Origin of the sequence: Aminobacter sp. MSH1, assembly GCF_003071665.1 — a bacterium.
Lineage (GTDB): Bacteria > Pseudomonadota > Alphaproteobacteria > Rhizobiales > Rhizobiaceae > Aminobacter > Aminobacter niigataensis.
In genome coordinates, this window is sequence record NZ_CP026265.1 from 3,254,146 (window position 1) to 3,270,264 (window position 16,119).

The 16,119-nt window shown below is 61.6% G+C and carries 15 protein-coding genes; 5 read left to right on the forward strand and 10 right to left on the reverse strand.

The window, feature by feature from the left end:
• Positions 1–13: 13 nt before the first annotated feature.
• The 6 genes from CO731_RS16150 to CO731_RS16175 form a co-directional block, all read right to left on the reverse strand.
• Positions 14–2,365 carry an HAD-IC family P-type ATPase gene (locus tag CO731_RS16150; RefSeq protein WP_108609872.1) on the reverse strand — a complete coding sequence of 784 codons (2,352 nt, stop codon included), beginning with the start codon at positions 2,363–2,365 and terminating at the stop codon, positions 14–16.
• A gap of 73 nt (positions 2,366–2,438) precedes the next feature.
• The gene (gene arcC / locus CO731_RS16155) at positions 2,439–3,350 is read right to left on the reverse strand and encodes a carbamate kinase (RefSeq protein ID WP_055977379.1); all 912 of its coding nucleotides are present in this window, start codon (positions 3,348–3,350) and stop codon (positions 2,439–2,441) included.
• Position 3,351: 1 nt separating this feature from the next.
• Positions 3,352–4,353: an ornithine carbamoyltransferase gene (argF, locus tag CO731_RS16160; RefSeq protein ID WP_055977377.1), complete on the reverse strand. Its 1,002-nt coding sequence runs from the start codon at positions 4,351–4,353 to the stop codon at positions 3,352–3,354.
• 19 nt (positions 4,354–4,372) lie between these two features.
• Positions 4,373–5,590 carry an arginine deiminase gene (locus tag CO731_RS16165; protein WP_055977374.1) on the reverse strand — a complete coding sequence of 406 codons (1,218 nt, stop codon included), beginning with the start codon at positions 5,588–5,590 and terminating at the stop codon, positions 4,373–4,375.
• A gap of 26 nt (positions 5,591–5,616) precedes the next feature.
• Entirely contained in the window at positions 5,617–7,086 is a 1,470-nt protein-coding gene (gene arcD / locus CO731_RS16170; RefSeq protein WP_055977373.1) for an arginine-ornithine antiporter, read from the reverse strand.
• A 323-nt stretch (positions 7,087–7,409) separates the two neighbouring features.
• Entirely contained in the window at positions 7,410–7,760 is a 351-nt protein-coding gene (locus CO731_RS16175) for a diacylglycerol kinase (protein WP_055977370.1), read from the reverse strand.
• A gap of 397 nt (positions 7,761–8,157) precedes the next feature.
• On the opposite strand from CO731_RS16175, the gene CO731_RS16180 reads away from it, so the two are divergent.
• On the forward strand, positions 8,158–8,415 hold the full coding sequence (locus tag CO731_RS16180) for a hypothetical protein (protein ID WP_108607891.1): 258 nt from the start codon (positions 8,158–8,160) through the stop codon (positions 8,413–8,415).
• A 475-nt stretch (positions 8,416–8,890) separates the two neighbouring features.
• Here the strand turns inward: CO731_RS16180 and CO731_RS29605 are convergent, their stop codons facing one another.
• Positions 8,891–10,087 carry a site-specific integrase gene (locus CO731_RS29605; RefSeq protein ID WP_318761500.1) on the reverse strand — a complete coding sequence of 399 codons (1,197 nt, stop codon included), beginning with the start codon at positions 10,085–10,087 and terminating at the stop codon, positions 8,891–8,893.
• Between CO731_RS29605 and dusA the strand changes: the two genes are divergently transcribed.
• On the forward strand, positions 10,067–11,062 hold the full coding sequence (dusA, locus tag CO731_RS16195) for a tRNA dihydrouridine(20/20a) synthase DusA (protein ID WP_108607892.1): 996 nt from the start codon (positions 10,067–10,069) through the stop codon (positions 11,060–11,062). The genes CO731_RS29605 and dusA overlap by 21 nt on opposite strands.
• 10 nt (positions 11,063–11,072) lie before the next feature.
• Here dusA and CO731_RS16200 read toward each other — a convergent pair whose 3' ends face one another.
• Positions 11,073–11,774 (reverse strand): TIGR02281 family clan AA aspartic protease, encoded by a 702-nt coding sequence (locus tag CO731_RS16200; RefSeq protein ID WP_108607893.1) that lies wholly within the window; start codon positions 11,772–11,774, stop codon positions 11,073–11,075.
• Positions 11,775–11,789: 15 nt separating this feature from the next.
• A complete protein-coding gene (locus CO731_RS16205; RefSeq protein WP_108607894.1) occupies positions 11,790–12,020 on the reverse strand; it encodes a DUF1289 domain-containing protein in 231 nt (76 codons plus the stop codon).
• Positions 12,021–12,247: 227 nt separating this feature from the next.
• Between CO731_RS16205 and CO731_RS16210 the strand changes: the two genes are divergently transcribed.
• On the forward strand, positions 12,248–13,243 hold the full coding sequence (locus tag CO731_RS16210) for a nicotinate-nucleotide--dimethylbenzimidazole phosphoribosyltransferase (protein ID WP_108609873.1): 996 nt from the start codon (positions 12,248–12,250) through the stop codon (positions 13,241–13,243).
• Here the strand turns inward: CO731_RS16210 and CO731_RS16215 are convergent, their stop codons facing one another.
• The gene (locus tag CO731_RS16215; protein ID WP_108607895.1) at positions 13,244–14,764 is read right to left on the reverse strand and encodes a HAMP domain-containing sensor histidine kinase; all 1,521 of its coding nucleotides are present in this window, start codon (positions 14,762–14,764) and stop codon (positions 13,244–13,246) included.
• A 76-nt stretch (positions 14,765–14,840) separates the two neighbouring features.
• Here CO731_RS16215 and CO731_RS16220 point away from each other — a divergent pair, with 76 nt between their 5' ends.
• Together CO731_RS16220 and CO731_RS16225 are read left to right on the forward strand one after the other, a co-directional pair.
• Positions 14,841–15,458: a thermonuclease family protein gene (locus CO731_RS16220; protein WP_108607896.1), complete on the forward strand. Its 618-nt coding sequence runs from the start codon at positions 14,841–14,843 to the stop codon at positions 15,456–15,458.
• 47 nt (positions 15,459–15,505) lie between these two features.
• Entirely contained in the window at positions 15,506–16,117 is a 612-nt protein-coding gene (locus tag CO731_RS16225) for a glutathione S-transferase (protein ID WP_108609874.1), read from the forward strand.
• Positions 16,118–16,119 lie beyond the last annotated feature (2 nt).

The window sequence follows — 16,119 nt, forward strand, 5'->3', positions numbered from 1 at the left end:
GGCCCGCTCTCCGCTAGTCTACGCCCCAATCTGCGCCAAATGTTCTGACGACGGACATGAGGCTGATGATGGAAACCACAAGTGAAAAGAAAGTTAGCGCACGCACTTCGTCTTCCGGCATGCCTCGATCGAGAGCCACCAGATAAATGGCGGCCACCAGTCCAAATGCCAACGCACCCTGCATCACGCTCCAGCCGATCAGCGGCCACGAAAACAAAGACTCATTGGGCCGACGTGGCTTGCGGCGCATCACGTCACCTTCCTCCTTCTCCGCTTCGAAGACCAAGGCGCACACCGGATCGATGATCATTTCAAGGAAGGCAATGTGGATAGGCCCCATCAGGATCGGGAGACCGAACACAAGCGGCAGGAGCGCCAATCCGGCTATCGGAACATGGACGGCGAAGATGAATCCCATGGCTTTGCGCAAATTGTCATAGATGCGGCGTCCGAGCCGGACGGCAACGACGATTGATCCAAAATCGTCGTTAAGAAGCACAATTGATGAGGCTTCGCGCGCGACGTCGGTGCCGCGCCCGCCCATGGCGACGCCGATATGCGCGGCCTTGAGGGACGGCGCGTCGTTCACGCCGTCACCGGTCATTGCAACGATCTCGCCGTCGGCTTTCAGTGCCTGCACAATTCGCAATTTCTGTTCCGGCATGATCCGTGCGAACACGGACGCGCTGCGCACCCGGCGCGCAAACTCGGCTTCATCGAGAGATGCGAGAGCATTGCCGGTCTGCACGTCGTCGACCGCGATTCCGGCCTGAAGCGCAATGGCGCGCGCCGTCGCGGGATAATCGCCTGTTATCATGACGACCCTGATCCCGGCCGAGCGGCATTCGCGCACGGCGTCAGGGACGCCGGCGCGCAGCGGATCTGCAAGACCGGCTAGCCCTAGAAAGACGAATGGAAATTCCTTCTGCGTGCCCGGCAAATGACCGCTCTCATGGCTGGATTTCGCAACGCCCAACACGCGCAATCCTTCGGTAGCCATCTCGTCCACCGATTGCCGCAAAGCATCAAGTTCGGCTTCGTCGAGGCGGCACAAACCTGCGATGGCTTCAGGCGCGCCCTTGGCCGCGACCAGGAAAGCGGGTGCAGGGGTATCGGTCCGCCAGACCTGTGTCATGGCGAGAAGATCGGGGCGCAGCCCATAACTATGCGCGAGTGTCCATTTCGGCCCGGGCAGGCCGTCCGTTGCGTTCAGTCCATCGTGTGCAAGCTTATGGAGGGCCTTCTCCATCGGATCGAACGGCTCTGGTGCGCTGGCAAGCAGGGCGTACGCAGCGAGTTCCCGGAAACGACCTGGTATTGTGATCTCGCCCGTATTTCCTGTGCGGAAGGATGCGCCGTCCGGGTGCCGAAGTTCGGCGATGCTCATCCGGTTCTCGGTTAGCGTGCCGGTCTTGTCGGTGCACAGCACCGTCGCTGATCCTAACGTCTCAACGGAGCTGGCGCGGCGTGTCAGCACGCGCGCGTGGGAAAGCCGCCATGCGCCCATTGCCATGAAGACGGTCAGGACGACCGGAAATTCCTCCGGCAGCATCGCCATGCCGATAGTGATCCCTGCAAGCACGGCATCAAGCCAGCCGCCGCGTAGCGTGCCGTAAAGTGCGACCGTCGCAAGGCTGATAACGATGCCGCCCATCGCGGCTAAACGTACAATCCGCGCTGTCTGTGCTTTAAGGCGGGGAGGCTCGGTTTCAAGCGTATGGAGCGCCTGGCCAATCTTTCCGATTTCGCTGCGCGGTCCGGTGGCGATCACTTCGGCGATGCCACTGCCACGCACCACGAGCGACCCCGAATAAACAAAAGGCAGGTCGTCCCCACCAGGTCGAGGCGGGCTGTCTGTCTTGTCGACGGACAACGCCTTGCGTACTGGCACAGATTCCCCGGTCAGCAAGGATTCATCGACCTGCAAATCCTGCAACTGCAGGAGGGCTGCGTCGGCCGGAACACGGTCACCTTCGCCAAGTACGACCAGATCGCCACGTGCGACCTCGCGGCCTGCAACGCGAACACGCACGCCGTTCCTGACCACGAGCGCGCGCGGACTGGTGAGATCTCTTAACGCTTCCATCACGCGCTCGGTACGCGCTTGCTGAACGAAGCTGATCAGCACCGACAGGGCCGCAAAGGCAAGCAGGATCAGCGCTTCCCTTAGATCGCCGAGCAGAAGATAGACGACGCCGCCACCAAGCAAGAGAGCGAGCATCGGCTCGCGCAGAACCTCCAACATGATGCCAAGCGTTGTCCGGCGGTCGAGGTGCGGCAGTTCATTGAAGCCTTCTGACTTCAGCCGCCCCTGTGCTTCCGCCTCGCTTAGACCGGACAACAAAGGTGTATGATCATCGGTCATGGCATTGAATGGCCAGTGAAGCATTTCGGCAAAAATGTTTCGATGCCGACCAAGAAATGGTTCATCCGCACTGTCATTGTCGGTCCGGCTCTATCCACGTGCCGCGCATGCCCTTTACGATCTCCGGCGCATCTTCAAGTCTGCCGATCGCGGCCGGCTTTCCGGTTGCTTCCGAAAACTCAATTGCGGCTGTCACTTTCGGCCGCATCGAGCCGGCCGGAAAGTCTGCCACGGAAATGTCCGAGCTGCGCAGATGGCCAAGCGGACGGGCAATGGGAGTGCCCCAGTCGAGATATATGGCGTCGACGTCGGTCAGCATGAGCAACATGTCGGCTTCGAGGTTGCGCGCCAGAAGCGAGCTGGCGAGGTCCTTGTCGATGACCGCCTCGATGCCTGCGATGGCGCCGTTCTCCTGCTCGATCACGGGTATGCCTCCGCCACCGGCACAGATGACGACAACACCGTGTTCGACCAGGAAGCTGAGAACCTTGGCCTCCAGGATCGCCAGTGGTTTTGGCGACGGCACGACGCGACGCCATCTGTCGTTGTCCGGCGCGATTCGCCAGCCGCGCTCAGCGGAGAGTCTGCGCGCGGTCGCCTCGTCATATGTAGGGCCGATTGGCTTAGTCGGGTTCGCGAAGGCCGGATCATGCGGATCGACCCTGACCTGCGTCAGCAGCGTCGCAAAGAGCTGATCCTTCATCACGTTGCCGAGCTCTTGCTGCAGGACGTAGCCGACCATGCCGGCGCTCTCCGCATCGAGAACGTCCAATGGGAAGGGGGCGTCGGAGGATGCGGTGGCCTGCAACGCGAGCAACCCAACCTGTGGTCCGTTGCCATGCGTGATCACCAGGGTGTGTCCGGCCTCGACGAGTTCGGTCAGCGCGGAGGCGGCCCTCCGGATGTTGGCGCGCTGGTTTTCGGCTGTCATCGGCTCGCCGCGACGCAGCAGCGCATTCCCACCTAAGGCGACGACGATGCGCATATCAGTTGCCGAGGGTCGCGACGAGTATTGCCTTGATCGTGTGCATACGGTTCTCGGCCTGGTCGAAGACGATGGAGGCTTCCGATTCGAAGACCTCGTCGGTAACCTCCATGCAGTCGATGCCGTAGTCTCGGGCAACGCGCGCACCGACCTCGGTGCTGTCGTCGTGAAAGGCCGGCAGGCAATGCATGAATTTCGTGTAAGAATTCCCGGTCGCCTGCATCAGCGCGCGGGTGACGCGGTAGGGGGTGAGCAGCGCGATGCGCTCCGCCCAGCCGCTCTCATCCTCACCCATGGAAAGCCAAACGTCGGTGTAGACGAAGTCGGCGCCCTCGACGCATTTTTCTACGTCTACATCCAGCCGAAACTGGCCACCATTACGCTCGGCCAATTCGCGGACATGCGCGCAGAATTGTTCGTCCGGCCAGAGTGGTTTGGGAGAGGCTATGCGTATATCCATACCTACTTTGGCGGCTCCGATCGCCAGTGATTTGGCAACATTGTCGCGGCCCTCGCCGACGAAGGTGACTGTCACATCTGACAGGTGCTTGTGGGTGAACTCGCGCATGGTCATGAAGTCTGCGAGGATTTGGGTCGGATGATCCTCGTTGGTCAGGCCGTTGTAGACCGGCACGCCGGCATACGTGGCGAGCTGCTCGACTTGATGCTGGCCAAAGCCGCGATATTCGATCGCATCGTACATGCGGCCCAGTACGCGCGCGGTGTCCTTCATCGATTCTTTGTGGCCGATATGGCTGCCTGACGGACCGATATAGGATACGTGCGCGCCCTGATCGTAGGCAGCGACCTCGAACCCCGATCGGGTGCGGGTGGAATCCTTCTCGAAGATCAGCGCGATGTTCTTGCGCACCAGACGCGGCACTTCCGTACCTGCCTGCTTGGCCGCCTTGAGATCAGCAGCTAGCCTAAGCAGGTAGCGGATTTCTGGAGGCGAGAGATCGTCCAGCGTGAGCACGTTGCGGCCCAACAGATTGACAGGCATGGTCTGTTGTCCTTTCGTTTCAGATCGGATCGCGGGCGATTGGGCAAGTCATGCAGTGCCCTCCGCCGCGGCCACGGCTGAGTTCGGCGCCTTCTACGGTGATGACCTCGATCCCCGAACGCCGTAGCAGCGTGTTGGTGTAGACGTTGCGATCGTAACCTATGACCACACCTGGCTCGACGGCGATGACATTATTGCCGTCATCCCACTGCTCGCGCTCCGCCTGATAGGCGTCGCCCCCGGTGCCGACGATGCGAAGCGCCTTCAGGCCAAGCGCCTCCTTCACGACGTCGGTGAAGGGCTTTTCCTCCTCAATCACGTCAACGACGGTTTTGCCTTCGCCGGGTCGCAGCGAAAAGGTTCGCAGACGGTCGACGACTGGTGGATACATCGTGACGAGGTCGCGGTCACAGAAGGTGAAGACCGTGTCCAGATGCATGAAAGAGCGGTCGCGCGGCATTAGCGCGGCGATGACACGTGTCGCCTCGCCGGCCGCGAACAGGCTGCGGGCCAATCCGCCGACCGCCTGCGGGGTCGTGCGCTCGCCCATGCCAACCAGGACGACGCCGCCGCCGATCGGCATCACGTCGCCGCCTTCGAGGCTGACACCTGGTCCAGGATTGTCTGGCGACACGAAGGCAAGGTCGGCTTTTTGGAAGCGGGGATGGAAGCGGTAGACGGCCTCGACATTGGCGGCTTCGGGCTTTCGCGCTGGCCAGTACATGGCATTTACCGATACCGCGCGATAGACCCAGCAGGATGAATCGCGGGTGAAGAGCTGGTTGGGCAGGGGCGGCAGCACAAAGTCCTGCGGTAGCATCGTCTTGCCCGTAAGGCCCGTCGGTTTGAAGGGTAACTCGGCGCGCGCAATGCCGCCGACGAGGATTGCGGAAAGCTCCTCAGCGGGCATTTCCTCAAGCCAACCACGCAGCTCTTCGACCATGTCGCAGCCCACGACCGAGGCGTCAATCCGGCGGTCGAGCAGCCATTTACGGGCTTCCGGCAACGCTAAGGTTTCGGCAAGCAGTTCACCGAACAGATGCACAGTGACTCCGCGCTCGCGCAGCGCGTCGACGAAGACGTCGTGCTCTTGCCGCGCGCGCTTGACCCACAAGATGTCGTCGAACAGCAGTGCCTTACAGTTGTCGGGTGTCAGCCTGCGCAGGCTGAGGTCCGGCCGGTGCACGATGACCTCGCGCAGCCGTCCGGTTTCGGAATGAACGCCAAGAGCGGTCATGGCGAGGGTCCTTTCGTTGCGGGGTTTTAGAGCGCGCTGACCGCGCCGATCCACATCTGCCAGGCGGCGTATAGGCCGATGGCGACGAGTGCTGCCGCGAGCACGGCCTCCACCGGTTGGAAGACACGCTCTCCGTTCTCGCGCCGCGCCCAGATGTAGAAAGCTATGCCCGGCGCGTAGAGAACAGCGCACATGAACAGGTACGAAAGCCCCGCTGCGTAGACGAGCCATAGCCCGTAGACCGTTGCAACCAGCCCGATGATCAGTGCTACGATACGGTTTTCCCCCGCACCGTAGCTTTCCCCGGTTATCGCGAGCTTCGCGGCGTAGGCGCCGGAGAAGATGTAAGGCACGAGAATGGCAGCAGAGGCGATGTAGAAAAGCGCCTGGTATGTACTTTGCGCGAAGAGCGTGATGATCAGAAAAGCCTGCACAAGGAGATTGGTAATGAGAAGCGCGGTCGACGGCACACCGCGTTCGTTTTCATAGCCGAAGTACTTCGGCATGGTGCCATCTCGGCCGGCCATGTGCGGGATCTCGGCCGCCAGCAGCGTCCAACTCAGGAACGCGCCGATGACGGAGACGACAAGCGCCAGGTTGATGAGGATCGCGCCCCACGGGCCAACGATGGCCTCCAGAACACCGGCCATGGACGGATTCTTTAGTGCGGCGAGTTCCGGCTGACTCATGATGCCGAGCGACAGCAGCGAAACCAACGCGTAAAGCGCCAAGCAGGTAAGGAAACCGAACACCGTGGCAGTGGCGATGTCCTTGCGCCGTTCGGCACGGGCCGAAAAGACGCTGGCGCCCTCGATGCCGATAAACACCCAAAGCGTGACGAGCATGGTGCTTTTTACCTGGTCCATGATCGAGCCGAGGTTGGCGTTGCCGAGCCCGGTGAAGTCGAGCGACCAGACATCGACCTTGAATGCGACAGCAACAACTCCGATGAACAGCACGATCGGTGCGATCTTTGCTACGGTGACGATCAGATTTACTATCGCCGCTTGCCGTACGCCGGCCATGACGAGCAGATGGATAGCCCATAGCAGTACCGAGGCACCGAGAACGGCTTGCCAGGTGTTGCCGTCGCCAAAAGACGGGAAGAAGTAGGACAACGCGCTGAATACGATGACGGCATAGGACACGTTGCCGATCCAGGCGCTGATCCAGTAGCCCCAGGCACTGTTGAAGCCGATGAAGGGGCCGAAGCCGGCCTTGGCGTAAGCATAAGGGCCTGCATCCAGATCCGGCTTTCGTGTGGCGAGCGACTGATAGACGAAGACCAGAGCCAGCATTCCCACCGCAGTAATGCCCCAACCAATGATAACGGCCAAGGGGCCGGCACCGGCAGCCATGTTTTGCGGCAGGCTGAACACGCCGGAGCCGACCATCGAGCCGATGACGAGCGCCGTGAGCGCACCGAGGCGTAACCTGTTGCCTGACACGGTCGGAATAGTTCTGGCGGCGGACGTCGAAATCTCGGTAGTGGCCATGGTGTGTCTCCCAAGGTTAAGTCCATCTTCTTGGGTAATCTTGGGCCGTTGGGGCGTCCTCTGCTTTGACGCGCGTCAACAATCTGCGCCTCTGACCTGAAAATTGGCGCTGCCATCCACGACTCGAAATGGTTGTCTCTGCGTCCACAGCGAGGTCACCCTTCAGATTTGGACAATGCCAAATTCCATAGGAGCGGCCGAAGGGTTCACCGCGACGCGGGCTGGAACTTTTGTAACCATGCTCAAGTCGGGGCGCCCGTCGGGTTACTCAGCGGCGAAGAGAATTGCCGGCGGCCTGGGAATTTCCGTGCATCTCAGGCGACTTAGATTTGCGATGCAAGAAAGAGCAGACCTATCACCGACGCACCAAGGCAGATCAGCAGCACGGCGGCAGCAGCCATATCCTTCACTACGCGAATTTCGGGATGTATTTCCGGGTGCAAGCGATCGACGAGTGTTTCAAGGGCGGAATTGAACAGTTCTGCAGCCAAGACAAGTGCAATTGCTAGCCCCACAATGGCCAGCCAAATACTGGAAGCACCGAGGAGTACTACACTCAAGGCAATGATTAGGCCGATCATCACCTGGGCCCGGAAGCTGTATTCACGTTGCCACCCCTCTCGCAATCCCTGTATGGCAAACCCAAGTCGATTGAGAAAAGGTCTGTTCTTCATGTTCGTGTGCTTATTGGGGACCCTGACATAATGTCCGGTCGGATGCGTTGGCGATAGGCGGGCAAAGCGGGCGTGGGCCGACTTGAATCTGTCAGCCACGGTGACCGTTATTATACACCGTTAGCCTGGAACTGCCTCAGTGATCTTGCCACCGACAAGTTTGATACGACAGTTCATCCGCGCTGCCATGTCGAGATTACCCGTCGTGGCCACGATGGATTTGCCGCCTTAAAACGTGCTCTGACTGTTGCGGCCCTGGCTCCGGTAGCCAACACTATTTCCGTGGGGGACTTGACGACCGGCCTATGCGACCTGTTGCCTTCAATCCGATGCGCCGCCCCCGGACACCATTGGCCGCAATTGCACCAAGAGAGTACCGCGATCTATCGAAATCAGGATGCGGCGACGCCTTGATGACGCAGTCGGTGAATTTCTCAGTAGAGTGGTCGATGCGCCGGCAATGATGCCGGACGACTTCGCGACGGAAGCGTTCGCGGATATCGAAGGAGAAGACTTCGATATTATCGTTCAGTCGTTCTCAGACATCATCGAGTCGATCAGCGAAGTGAACTGTGTGGCATATGGCGTGGAGCCCGACACTGTTAAACGATACCACGAGGTAAAGGCCAACGGCGGCGGGCCCGCACATCGCTGATGGCAGTCATGTTGCATAAATCGAAATCGTATGTTCCCGAACGAAAAACAGTTTTTTGCGGAGACAACCATTCTTGCATAAAAGATGCATTAAATGGTCGAAGCTGGTGGTCTTTGCTACCTAATTCTGCAGTGGAGCGCCTCGTCACCCACCCTGATCATGTCCGTAACAGTCATTGACCGGCCTCTCGCACGTTCGCCGGTTGCGGGGCGACATCGAGGCCGTTGATACTGGGCGCGCCATCGTCCGCCCTGAGCCGAGTGGGCAGGATTCGCCGCCGTTGTCTTGCCCGCCCCGTTCGAACCGAGCAGTGCAAAGATACTGCCGCGTGCCACGTCGAAGTCCACGCCGCGCAACACATGCAGTTCGTACGACTTCTCCAAGCCCCGCACGCGAATTGCCTGGACTTGCTGCTGTGTCATCGACCTCGGATGGGCGAAACTACCGCACTCCCGCGCCTGAACGAATCCCAAACTCATGCGGCGCGGGCTGCAAGTAGAGCGTGGAGGGCTTCTGGCTTTAGGTGCGTATACCGCTTCAGCATCTTCCAGTCCTTGTGCCCGGTAACAAGTGCAACTTGCTCGATTGTGAATCCGGCCTCGAAAAGTCGGCTTGTGCCTTCGTGTCGCAAGTCGTGGAAGTGAAGGTCGTGGATACTCAGGTCGGCGCATCCGCGACGAAAAGCTGTGCCGACTGATCTGCCATTGAATGGGAAAATTCGATCATCGTCGTTGCTTCGCTTGGCGCGCTGCTCCTCAACAATGGTCCACGCGTCGTAACCGGTCGCCGCGAACAGCGGTATGCGCTGATTATTGCCGTTCTTGTTTCGGGGATCTTTCCGGTCACGGATGAGAAGCATCCGCGTACGAGTTTCCAAATCGGACCAACGTGCCGTGCAGATTTCCTCCTGGCGCATCGCGGTTGCGACGGCAAAACGTATGATTTGGCTAACCGGTGCTAGCTGACGAGGATTTGCATCGAAGTGAGCGATCAGTCTGTCTAGTTCATCCTGGGTCGGCCGCCTGTCGCGCTGATGGCCCTTCCCAACGAGACCAAGCCTCTTTAGGGCGATGCGCGCGAGATCGACCGGTTCGACCTTGACGGGCAGGCCGTGAACGGCAGCGGCATGAGCCAGAATGAGTTTCACAAAACCGATGTCGATACCGAGAGTCATCGGTCCGGCACCTTGAGCTGCTCGATCACGACCAAAGCGAATGAGCCGTTCGCGATCAAGGGCCACGATGTTGCACTTCCCCAGATGTCTTTGGAGCATATCAAGGGCTGCGGCCTTGGAGCGGCGAGGGGACTTGCCTACATCGCACATGTCGTCGATATGGAGGTCGATGAGTTCGCCGAAAGTTTTTAGGCGCGCTATACGGGACTTGGTCGGCGTTTCACCGCGATCGACTTGGCGCTCGGTTTCGGTTGCCCAGCGCCTAGCGTCGTCTCGGCGCAAGAAGGTTTCGCTGACGTAGCGACCTTTGCGACGCACTTGGACACGCCAGGAACCGGACGAGAGTTTTGTGTAGGTGGCCATTTTTCGTGTGCGCTCCGTGTGCAATGAAAGATCGAAACGTGGCGAAGAGGGGCGTATTCTGGCGTAAATTCGTGTGCACTCGGTAGGTTCTAACGATTTGATGTTAAAGAAAAAATGCTGAAAAATCAAGATCATAGACTGGCCGTGGCGCCCATGATGGACTGGACTGACAGGTGCTGCCGATACTTTCACCGGCAAATCACCCGGGACGCCCTGCTGTACACCGAGATGGTGGTGGCCGATGCCGTGATCCACGGCGCGCGCGAGCGGCTTTTGGGTTTCGATGAATGTGAGCATCCCGTAGCCCTGCAACTTGGCGGTTCCGACCCGGCGAAACTCGCCGAGGCGGCGCGTATCGGCGAAGCGTTCGGCTATGACGAGATCAACCTCAATGTCGGTTGCCCCTCCGACCGGGTGCAGTCAGGCACCTTTGGCGCCTGCCTGATGAAGACGCCGGGGCTCGTTGCCGAAGGCGTCGCGGCGATGAAGGGTGCGGTCAAGATTCCGGTCACGGTAAAATGCCGCATCGGCGTCGACGACCAGGATCCCGAGCCGGCCCTGGACAGGCTCGCCGATGGTGTGTTTGAGGCCGGCGCGGATGCGTTGTGGGTGCACGCGCGCAAGGCCTGGCTTGAAGGGCTCAGCCCCAAGGAAAACCGCGATATCCCGCCGCTCGACTACAGTCGCGTCTATCGGCTCAAGGCCAGAATGCCTCACCGATTCATAGGCATAAACGGCGGCATTCAGACGCTCGATGAAACCCGAACGCACCTCGATCATGTCGATGGGGTCATGCTCGGCCGCGCTGCCTATCACACGCCGAGCGTTCTGGCTGGTATCGACGCCATGCTGCGCGGCGAGGCCGCCGAAGACATCGATTTCGCAGCCCTTGTCGATACCATGGCCGACTATGCCGCTCGTCACATTGCAGCCGGCGGTCGGCTCGGCCATGTCACGCGCCATATGGTCGGGCTGTTCCACGGCCTTTCCGGCGCACGGCGCTTCCGACAGATCCTGTCGACAGACGCAACCAGGCCCGGTGCCGGTCCCGAGGTGTTGCGACAAGCGTTTGCGGCGGTCGAGCTCAATCGCGCAAGCGAGGCGGCGTAGCGCCTGAGCCTCAGTCGCGGAGGATCATCCGGTCGCCGCGCACGTCGAAACCCGACAGCGAGCCGATGAAATTCATGCCCAGCAAGCTCTGCTCAAGGCCCTGATCGGCGACGAGCATGGGCATGTTCTTGCGCTCGATCGTGCCAAGCTGGATGCTGCCGGCGGTTATGCGGGCGGCATGGGCGACGCCGTTGGCGGTCGACACGGGAACTGAAAAGTTCAGGCTCTCGGGATCGAAACCCGCGCGCCGGGCGTCGGCCACGGTGAGCACGGTGCTGGTGGCGCCGGTGTCGACCATCGCCTGGATGGTCGCGCCATTGATCTGCAGGCGTGCGCCGAAATGCCCGTTCGGCAGCTTGTCGAGCGTCACCGTCGCGCGGCCGTCGCCGTCAAGCGCCGACATCGGGCTGCCCGGCACCAGGCCAGCCGTCACGCGGCTGGCAATATCCTGCAGCTCGTAGCGATACTGATAGCCGGCGACCAGCACGAGCACGATCACCACCCACAGCGCCAGGCTTCTCAGCGTATCGCCCAGCCGCGTTCCCCGAGCCAGGACGCCGGCCCCGATGACCATGACGAGCGCGCCGAGATAGATCAGCTGGCCGAAGCTGTCATTGTCGAGGCCAAGGGTCTGGCCGGATGAGTCGTTGAACAGCAAAAGCAGCAGTCCGCCGCCGAGCACCGCAATGGCAATCCAGTAAAGCCGGCTCATGTCTTGTGCAAATCCTCAGACGGCGCCGCGTTCGCGGGCCATGCGCGTGCGACGGGTTTCCCGGCGCGGCTTGCGCTCGACGGTCTCGAGCCGGGCGGGAAGCGCGGCCATCACGGCGCGGCGCGTTTCCGGCGTCATGTCGAGCCAGGCGCCGATCTCTTCGCGCGTGCGTCCGCAACCGAAGCAGTAGCCGGTGACCATGTCGATGGAGCAGACGAGGATGCAGGGCGATTCGATGGCCATCATGGAATCCGGTGGCAGTGGCGCAGACTATGCCGGGTGCCGTAGGCCACCGCAACATGCAAGCTGCCGCCACCAGATGGTGCAACCGCCAAGGGAATGCAAGTCCGATGGCCAGCGCAGGGTGGCATCCTGTCCATGGTGCAGGCCTGCTGGACGCCATGCCGCGATTGTTTTCGTTGCGCGAGGGGGCTATTGCGCAGGCGACCATTTCGAACGGCAGGCCCGCTATCATGACCACCGCTTCCCCATTTGACGATTTCCGCAACCTGTTTGCCCATCTGCCTGAAGGCGACGTGGCTCAAGCCGGCAAGGTGTGGGCACTGTTTGCCAAGGCCGACAAGCCGAAAGGCTCGCTCGGGCGCATCGAGGATATTGCTGCCTGGCTGGCGCGCTGGACCGGCCGCGCGCCGCCCACGGTGCTCAAGCCCCTTGTTGCCATCTTTGCCGGCAACCATGGCGTGGTTGCCCAGGGTGTTTCACCACGGCCCATGGAAGCGACGGCCCAGCGCGTCGAGCTCTGCGCTGCCGGTGGGGCGGCGATCAACCAGGTCTGCGTCGCCCATGATCTCGGGCTCAAGGTGTTCGACCTGGCGCTGCACCTGCCGACGGCAGACATCACCGTCGAGCCGGCGCTCGACGAACGCGGTTGCGCTGCCACCATGGCGTTCGGCATGGAGGCGATCGCCGGCGGCACCGACCTGTTCTGCATCGGCGATCTGGGTGTCGCCAACACGACGGTCGCGGCCGCACTTTCGGCGGCGCTGTTTGGTGGCAAGGGCGCCGACTGGGTTGGACCTGGCTCCGGTGCCGATGCCGCGATGCAGGCACGCAAGGCCGCAGTGGTCGATCGTGCGCTGGCGCTGCATGGCGATCATCTCAAGGACCCGCTTGAGGTGCTGCGCCGTCTCGGCGGGCGCGAGTTTGCCGCGATCGCTGGCGCAATCCTTGCCGCACGCATGGAGAAAATCCCGGTGCTGCTCGATGGGTTCGCAACGTCTGCTGCTGCTGCCGTGCTTTACGCCGTCAATCCCTCGGCACTCGACCATTGCATGTTCTCGCATGTCTCGACCGAGCCGGGCCATGCCCGCCTGCTGGCGAAGCTCGGCGCGAGGCCCTTGCTGGGCCTGGGTATCGACCATGGCGAGGCTGTGGGGGCGGGCCTTGCCGCCGGTCTGGTCAAGACGGCATCACAGATCAGCTCCGGTATGGCTGCGGCCGTCAAATAGCTAGCGGCTACCGGCAGCACTGCGCGGCTGCAACGTAGTGGGCAGACCGTCGATCACCCGCGCTGCCGGGAAGATGGCAATCGCCTCGGTGCCCTCGCGCAGCTTCGAACGCAGATCGAACTCGCCGCCATGGAGCGCGAGCAGTCCCTGCACGATCGGCAGGCCGAGGCCGGTGCCCTGTTCCGCGCTCTTGATGGCGATCGAGCCCTGGCCGAATGCCGACAGCACGACCGGGATCTCCTCGGCCGGAATGCCTGGGCCGTTGTCCTTGACGGAGATGTATTGACCGCCGCCGGCGGTCCAGCCCACCCGCACGCGGATATCGCTGCCTGTAGGCGAGAACTTGATGGCATTGGACAGGAGGTTGAGTGTGATCTGGCGGATGGCGCGCTCGTCACCGAGCAGGCGCGGCAGCGCGGGCTCGAATTGCTCGATGATCCGCAAATCCTTGTTGCGCGCCTTGAGCTCCATCATGTGGCAGCAGTCCTCGACGATCGAGAGCAACTGCTGGGGCTCTTCGTTGAGCTGGTAGCGGCCGGCCTCGATGCGCGACAGGTCGAGGATCTCGTTTATGAGATCGAGCAGGTGCTGGCCGGAATCGTGGATGTCGCGGGAGTATTCTCGATAGGTCGGGCTGTTGATCGGGCCCAGGACCTCGCCGGCCATGACCTCGGAAAAGCCGAGGATGGCGTTGAGCGGCGTGCGCAGTTCGTGGCTCATCGTGGCGAGAAAGCGCGACTTGGCAAGGTTAGCGTCTTCGGCGCGGCGGCGCGCCTCGTCGGACATGGCCTTTGCCGTCTCCAGTTCGGCGATGAGGGCGTCCATTTCCGAGCGGAACGACATCAGCATCAGCGCCGACCGGTTCATGATCTTGGCGACATAGGAAAAGAACGGCAGGGCAGCGACCAGCAGTACCGCCATGATCGCGCCGAGCGGCTCGGTCAGCTTGACACCGAAGGCGGCATAGGCCGCTACAGGTACGACGAACGTCACTGCCAGTGCGCCGCGCAGCGACGATGCAACGATTGCGGTCACGGCCATGGCGACAAGCAGGAAGACGCCCTTGACGATGGCGAGCAGGTTGGGGTCGCAGGCAGCGCACGACATCGCCGCTAGATAGGCCCAGGCCAGGCCGGTGACGAAATGGCCGACGAGGAAATTACGGCGGATCGCCGCCGGGGTCATCGCGGCTGCTGTCGCCTCATCGGCACGGCGGGCAAGAATGGCCAGGCCGATGTAACCGAGGACGGCAACCAGAGCCCATGTCAGGATGCCGGAATCGGCGCCAATCATCATTCCGCAGCCGGCAAGAACGACGACCAGCAGCGGAAGCGTGGCAGAATTGGCGACGATCGAATTGGCGTGGAGCTTCAGTAGTTCGCGGTCGAAGACCAGTCCGCCGGGCTGCTGTGACAGGCGATCGCGTGTCTTGCGCACAGCACGCGCGACATCGCTGTTGCGATGGCGTTTCCTGCGGTCCACAATGATCTTGTCCGCCGTGTTAGAGCGTTGCAACGGCATGTGATATTTCGATTTTCGCGCGCGCCTAGATTACACCCGCACGCTACGTCCGAATGATTAAGGGATTGTTTGCCATATGAGCCGTTCGTGGTCGGGCAGGCCGCGGCAGCGGTATTTCAGGCGTCCGCGCAGCCGCTGGCGCAAGCTCGCCGACTATGCGTTCGCAGCCTTGGTGATGGGACTTCTGCTTCTTGTCTCGGCGCGGCTCGATCGGTTCGAAACGCGCACGACCCAGGGCGCTGCGGTCATCAACGATGGCGATTCGATCACGCTTGGTAGCGAACGCATCCGCCTGCGCGGCATCGATGCGCCGGAATTCTCGCAGATCTGTAGCAAGGATGGCGGCGAATATCCGTGCGGCCGACGCTCGCGCGAAGCGTTGTCGAAACTCGTCGCAGAGCGCCAGGTGACCTGCGCCGGCTGGGAGCGGGATAAGTACGGACGGCTGCTGGGGGCGTGCAGCGTCGGCAACACCGAACTCAATCGCGCCCAGGTGGAAGCCGGATGGGCAATCGCCTATGGCGGCTACGAGGCCGAAGAAGCGGCGGCGCGCCGCGACCGCAAGGGGCTTTGGGCAGGCGAGTTCGACCGACCGCGCGACTGGCGCAGCATGCATGGCGACATGGTCGAGATCGAACACGGCAGCTACGGACGCATCCTCAACTGGCTGCGTGAAATCTTTCGTTTCTCGTGACTTGAGGCCTATAGTTGCGGGGGCGCAGCAACTTGGAGGCAGAGCTGGTGAAGCTGTTTGATGGAGGGCGCGCGCCGAATCCGAGGCGCGTTCGCGTGTTTCTCGCGGAGAAGGGCATTGAGGTGCCCACGGTCAGCGTCGACATGGGCGCGATGGGGCACAAGAAGGAGGATGTTTCCTCGCGCAATCCGCTGCAGCGCCTACCTGTGCTCGAACTCGACGACGGCACCATCCTCACTGAATCGGTCGCGATCTGCCGCTACTTCGAAGAACTGAATCCAGAGCCTGCCCTGTTCGGCCGCGGCGCGGTGGGCAAGTCGCTGGTCGAGATGTGGCAACGGCGCATCGAGTTCAACCTGTTCCTTGCGGTGGGGTTTGCGTTCCGGCACATCCATCCGGCGATGAAGGAATGGGAGGTGCCGCAGGTTCCTGAATGGGGCGAGGCCAACAAGCCCAAGGTGCTTGCGTTCCTGGCCTTGCTCGACAAGGAACTCGCCGGGCGCGAATTCGCTGCTGGCGACGCCTATTCCATCGCCGATATCACCGGACTGATCGCCATCGATTTCATGAAGCCTGCACGGATCGTTATCCCGGATGAGCTTGCCAACGTCTGGCGCTGGTATCGGGCACTCGCAGCGCGGCCGAGCGCCGGCGCCTGATC

Excerpts from the sequence above, each read along its gene's own strand:
- CO731_RS16150 (WP_108609872.1), bottom strand. The coding sequence starts at position 2,365 with ATGACCGATGATCATACACCTTTGTTGTCCGGTCTAAGCGAGGCGGAA.
- arcC (WP_055977379.1), bottom strand. The coding sequence starts at position 3,350 with ATGCGCATCGTCGTCGCCTTAGGTGGGAATGCGCTGCTGCGTCGCGGC.
- argF (WP_055977377.1), bottom strand. The coding sequence starts at position 4,353 with ATGCCTGTCAATCTGTTGGGCCGCAACGTGCTCACGCTGGACGATCTC.
- CO731_RS16165 (WP_055977374.1), bottom strand. The coding sequence starts at position 5,590 with ATGACCGCTCTTGGCGTTCATTCCGAAACCGGACGGCTGCGCGAGGTC.
- arcD (WP_055977373.1), bottom strand. The coding sequence starts at position 7,086 with ATGGCCACTACCGAGATTTCGACGTCCGCCGCCAGAACTATTCCGACC.
- CO731_RS16175 (WP_055977370.1), bottom strand. The coding sequence starts at position 7,760 with ATGAAGAACAGACCTTTTCTCAATCGACTTGGGTTTGCCATACAGGGA.
- CO731_RS16180 (WP_108607891.1), top strand. The coding sequence starts at position 8,158 with ATGCGGCGACGCCTTGATGACGCAGTCGGTGAATTTCTCAGTAGAGTG.
- dusA (WP_108607892.1), top strand. The coding sequence starts at position 10,067 with ATGCTGAAAAATCAAGATCATAGACTGGCCGTGGCGCCCATGATGGAC.
- CO731_RS29605 (WP_318761500.1), bottom strand. The coding sequence starts at position 10,087 with ATGATCTTGATTTTTCAGCATTTTTTCTTTAACATCAAATCGTTAGAA.
- CO731_RS16200 (WP_108607893.1), bottom strand. The coding sequence starts at position 11,774 with ATGAGCCGGCTTTACTGGATTGCCATTGCGGTGCTCGGCGGCGGACTG.
- CO731_RS16205 (WP_108607894.1), bottom strand. The coding sequence starts at position 12,020 with ATGATGGCCATCGAATCGCCCTGCATCCTCGTCTGCTCCATCGACATG.
- CO731_RS16210 (WP_108609873.1), top strand. The coding sequence starts at position 12,248 with ATGACCACCGCTTCCCCATTTGACGATTTCCGCAACCTGTTTGCCCAT.
- CO731_RS16215 (WP_108607895.1), bottom strand. The coding sequence starts at position 14,764 with ATGCCGTTGCAACGCTCTAACACGGCGGACAAGATCATTGTGGACCGC.
- CO731_RS16220 (WP_108607896.1), top strand. The coding sequence starts at position 14,841 with ATGAGCCGTTCGTGGTCGGGCAGGCCGCGGCAGCGGTATTTCAGGCGT.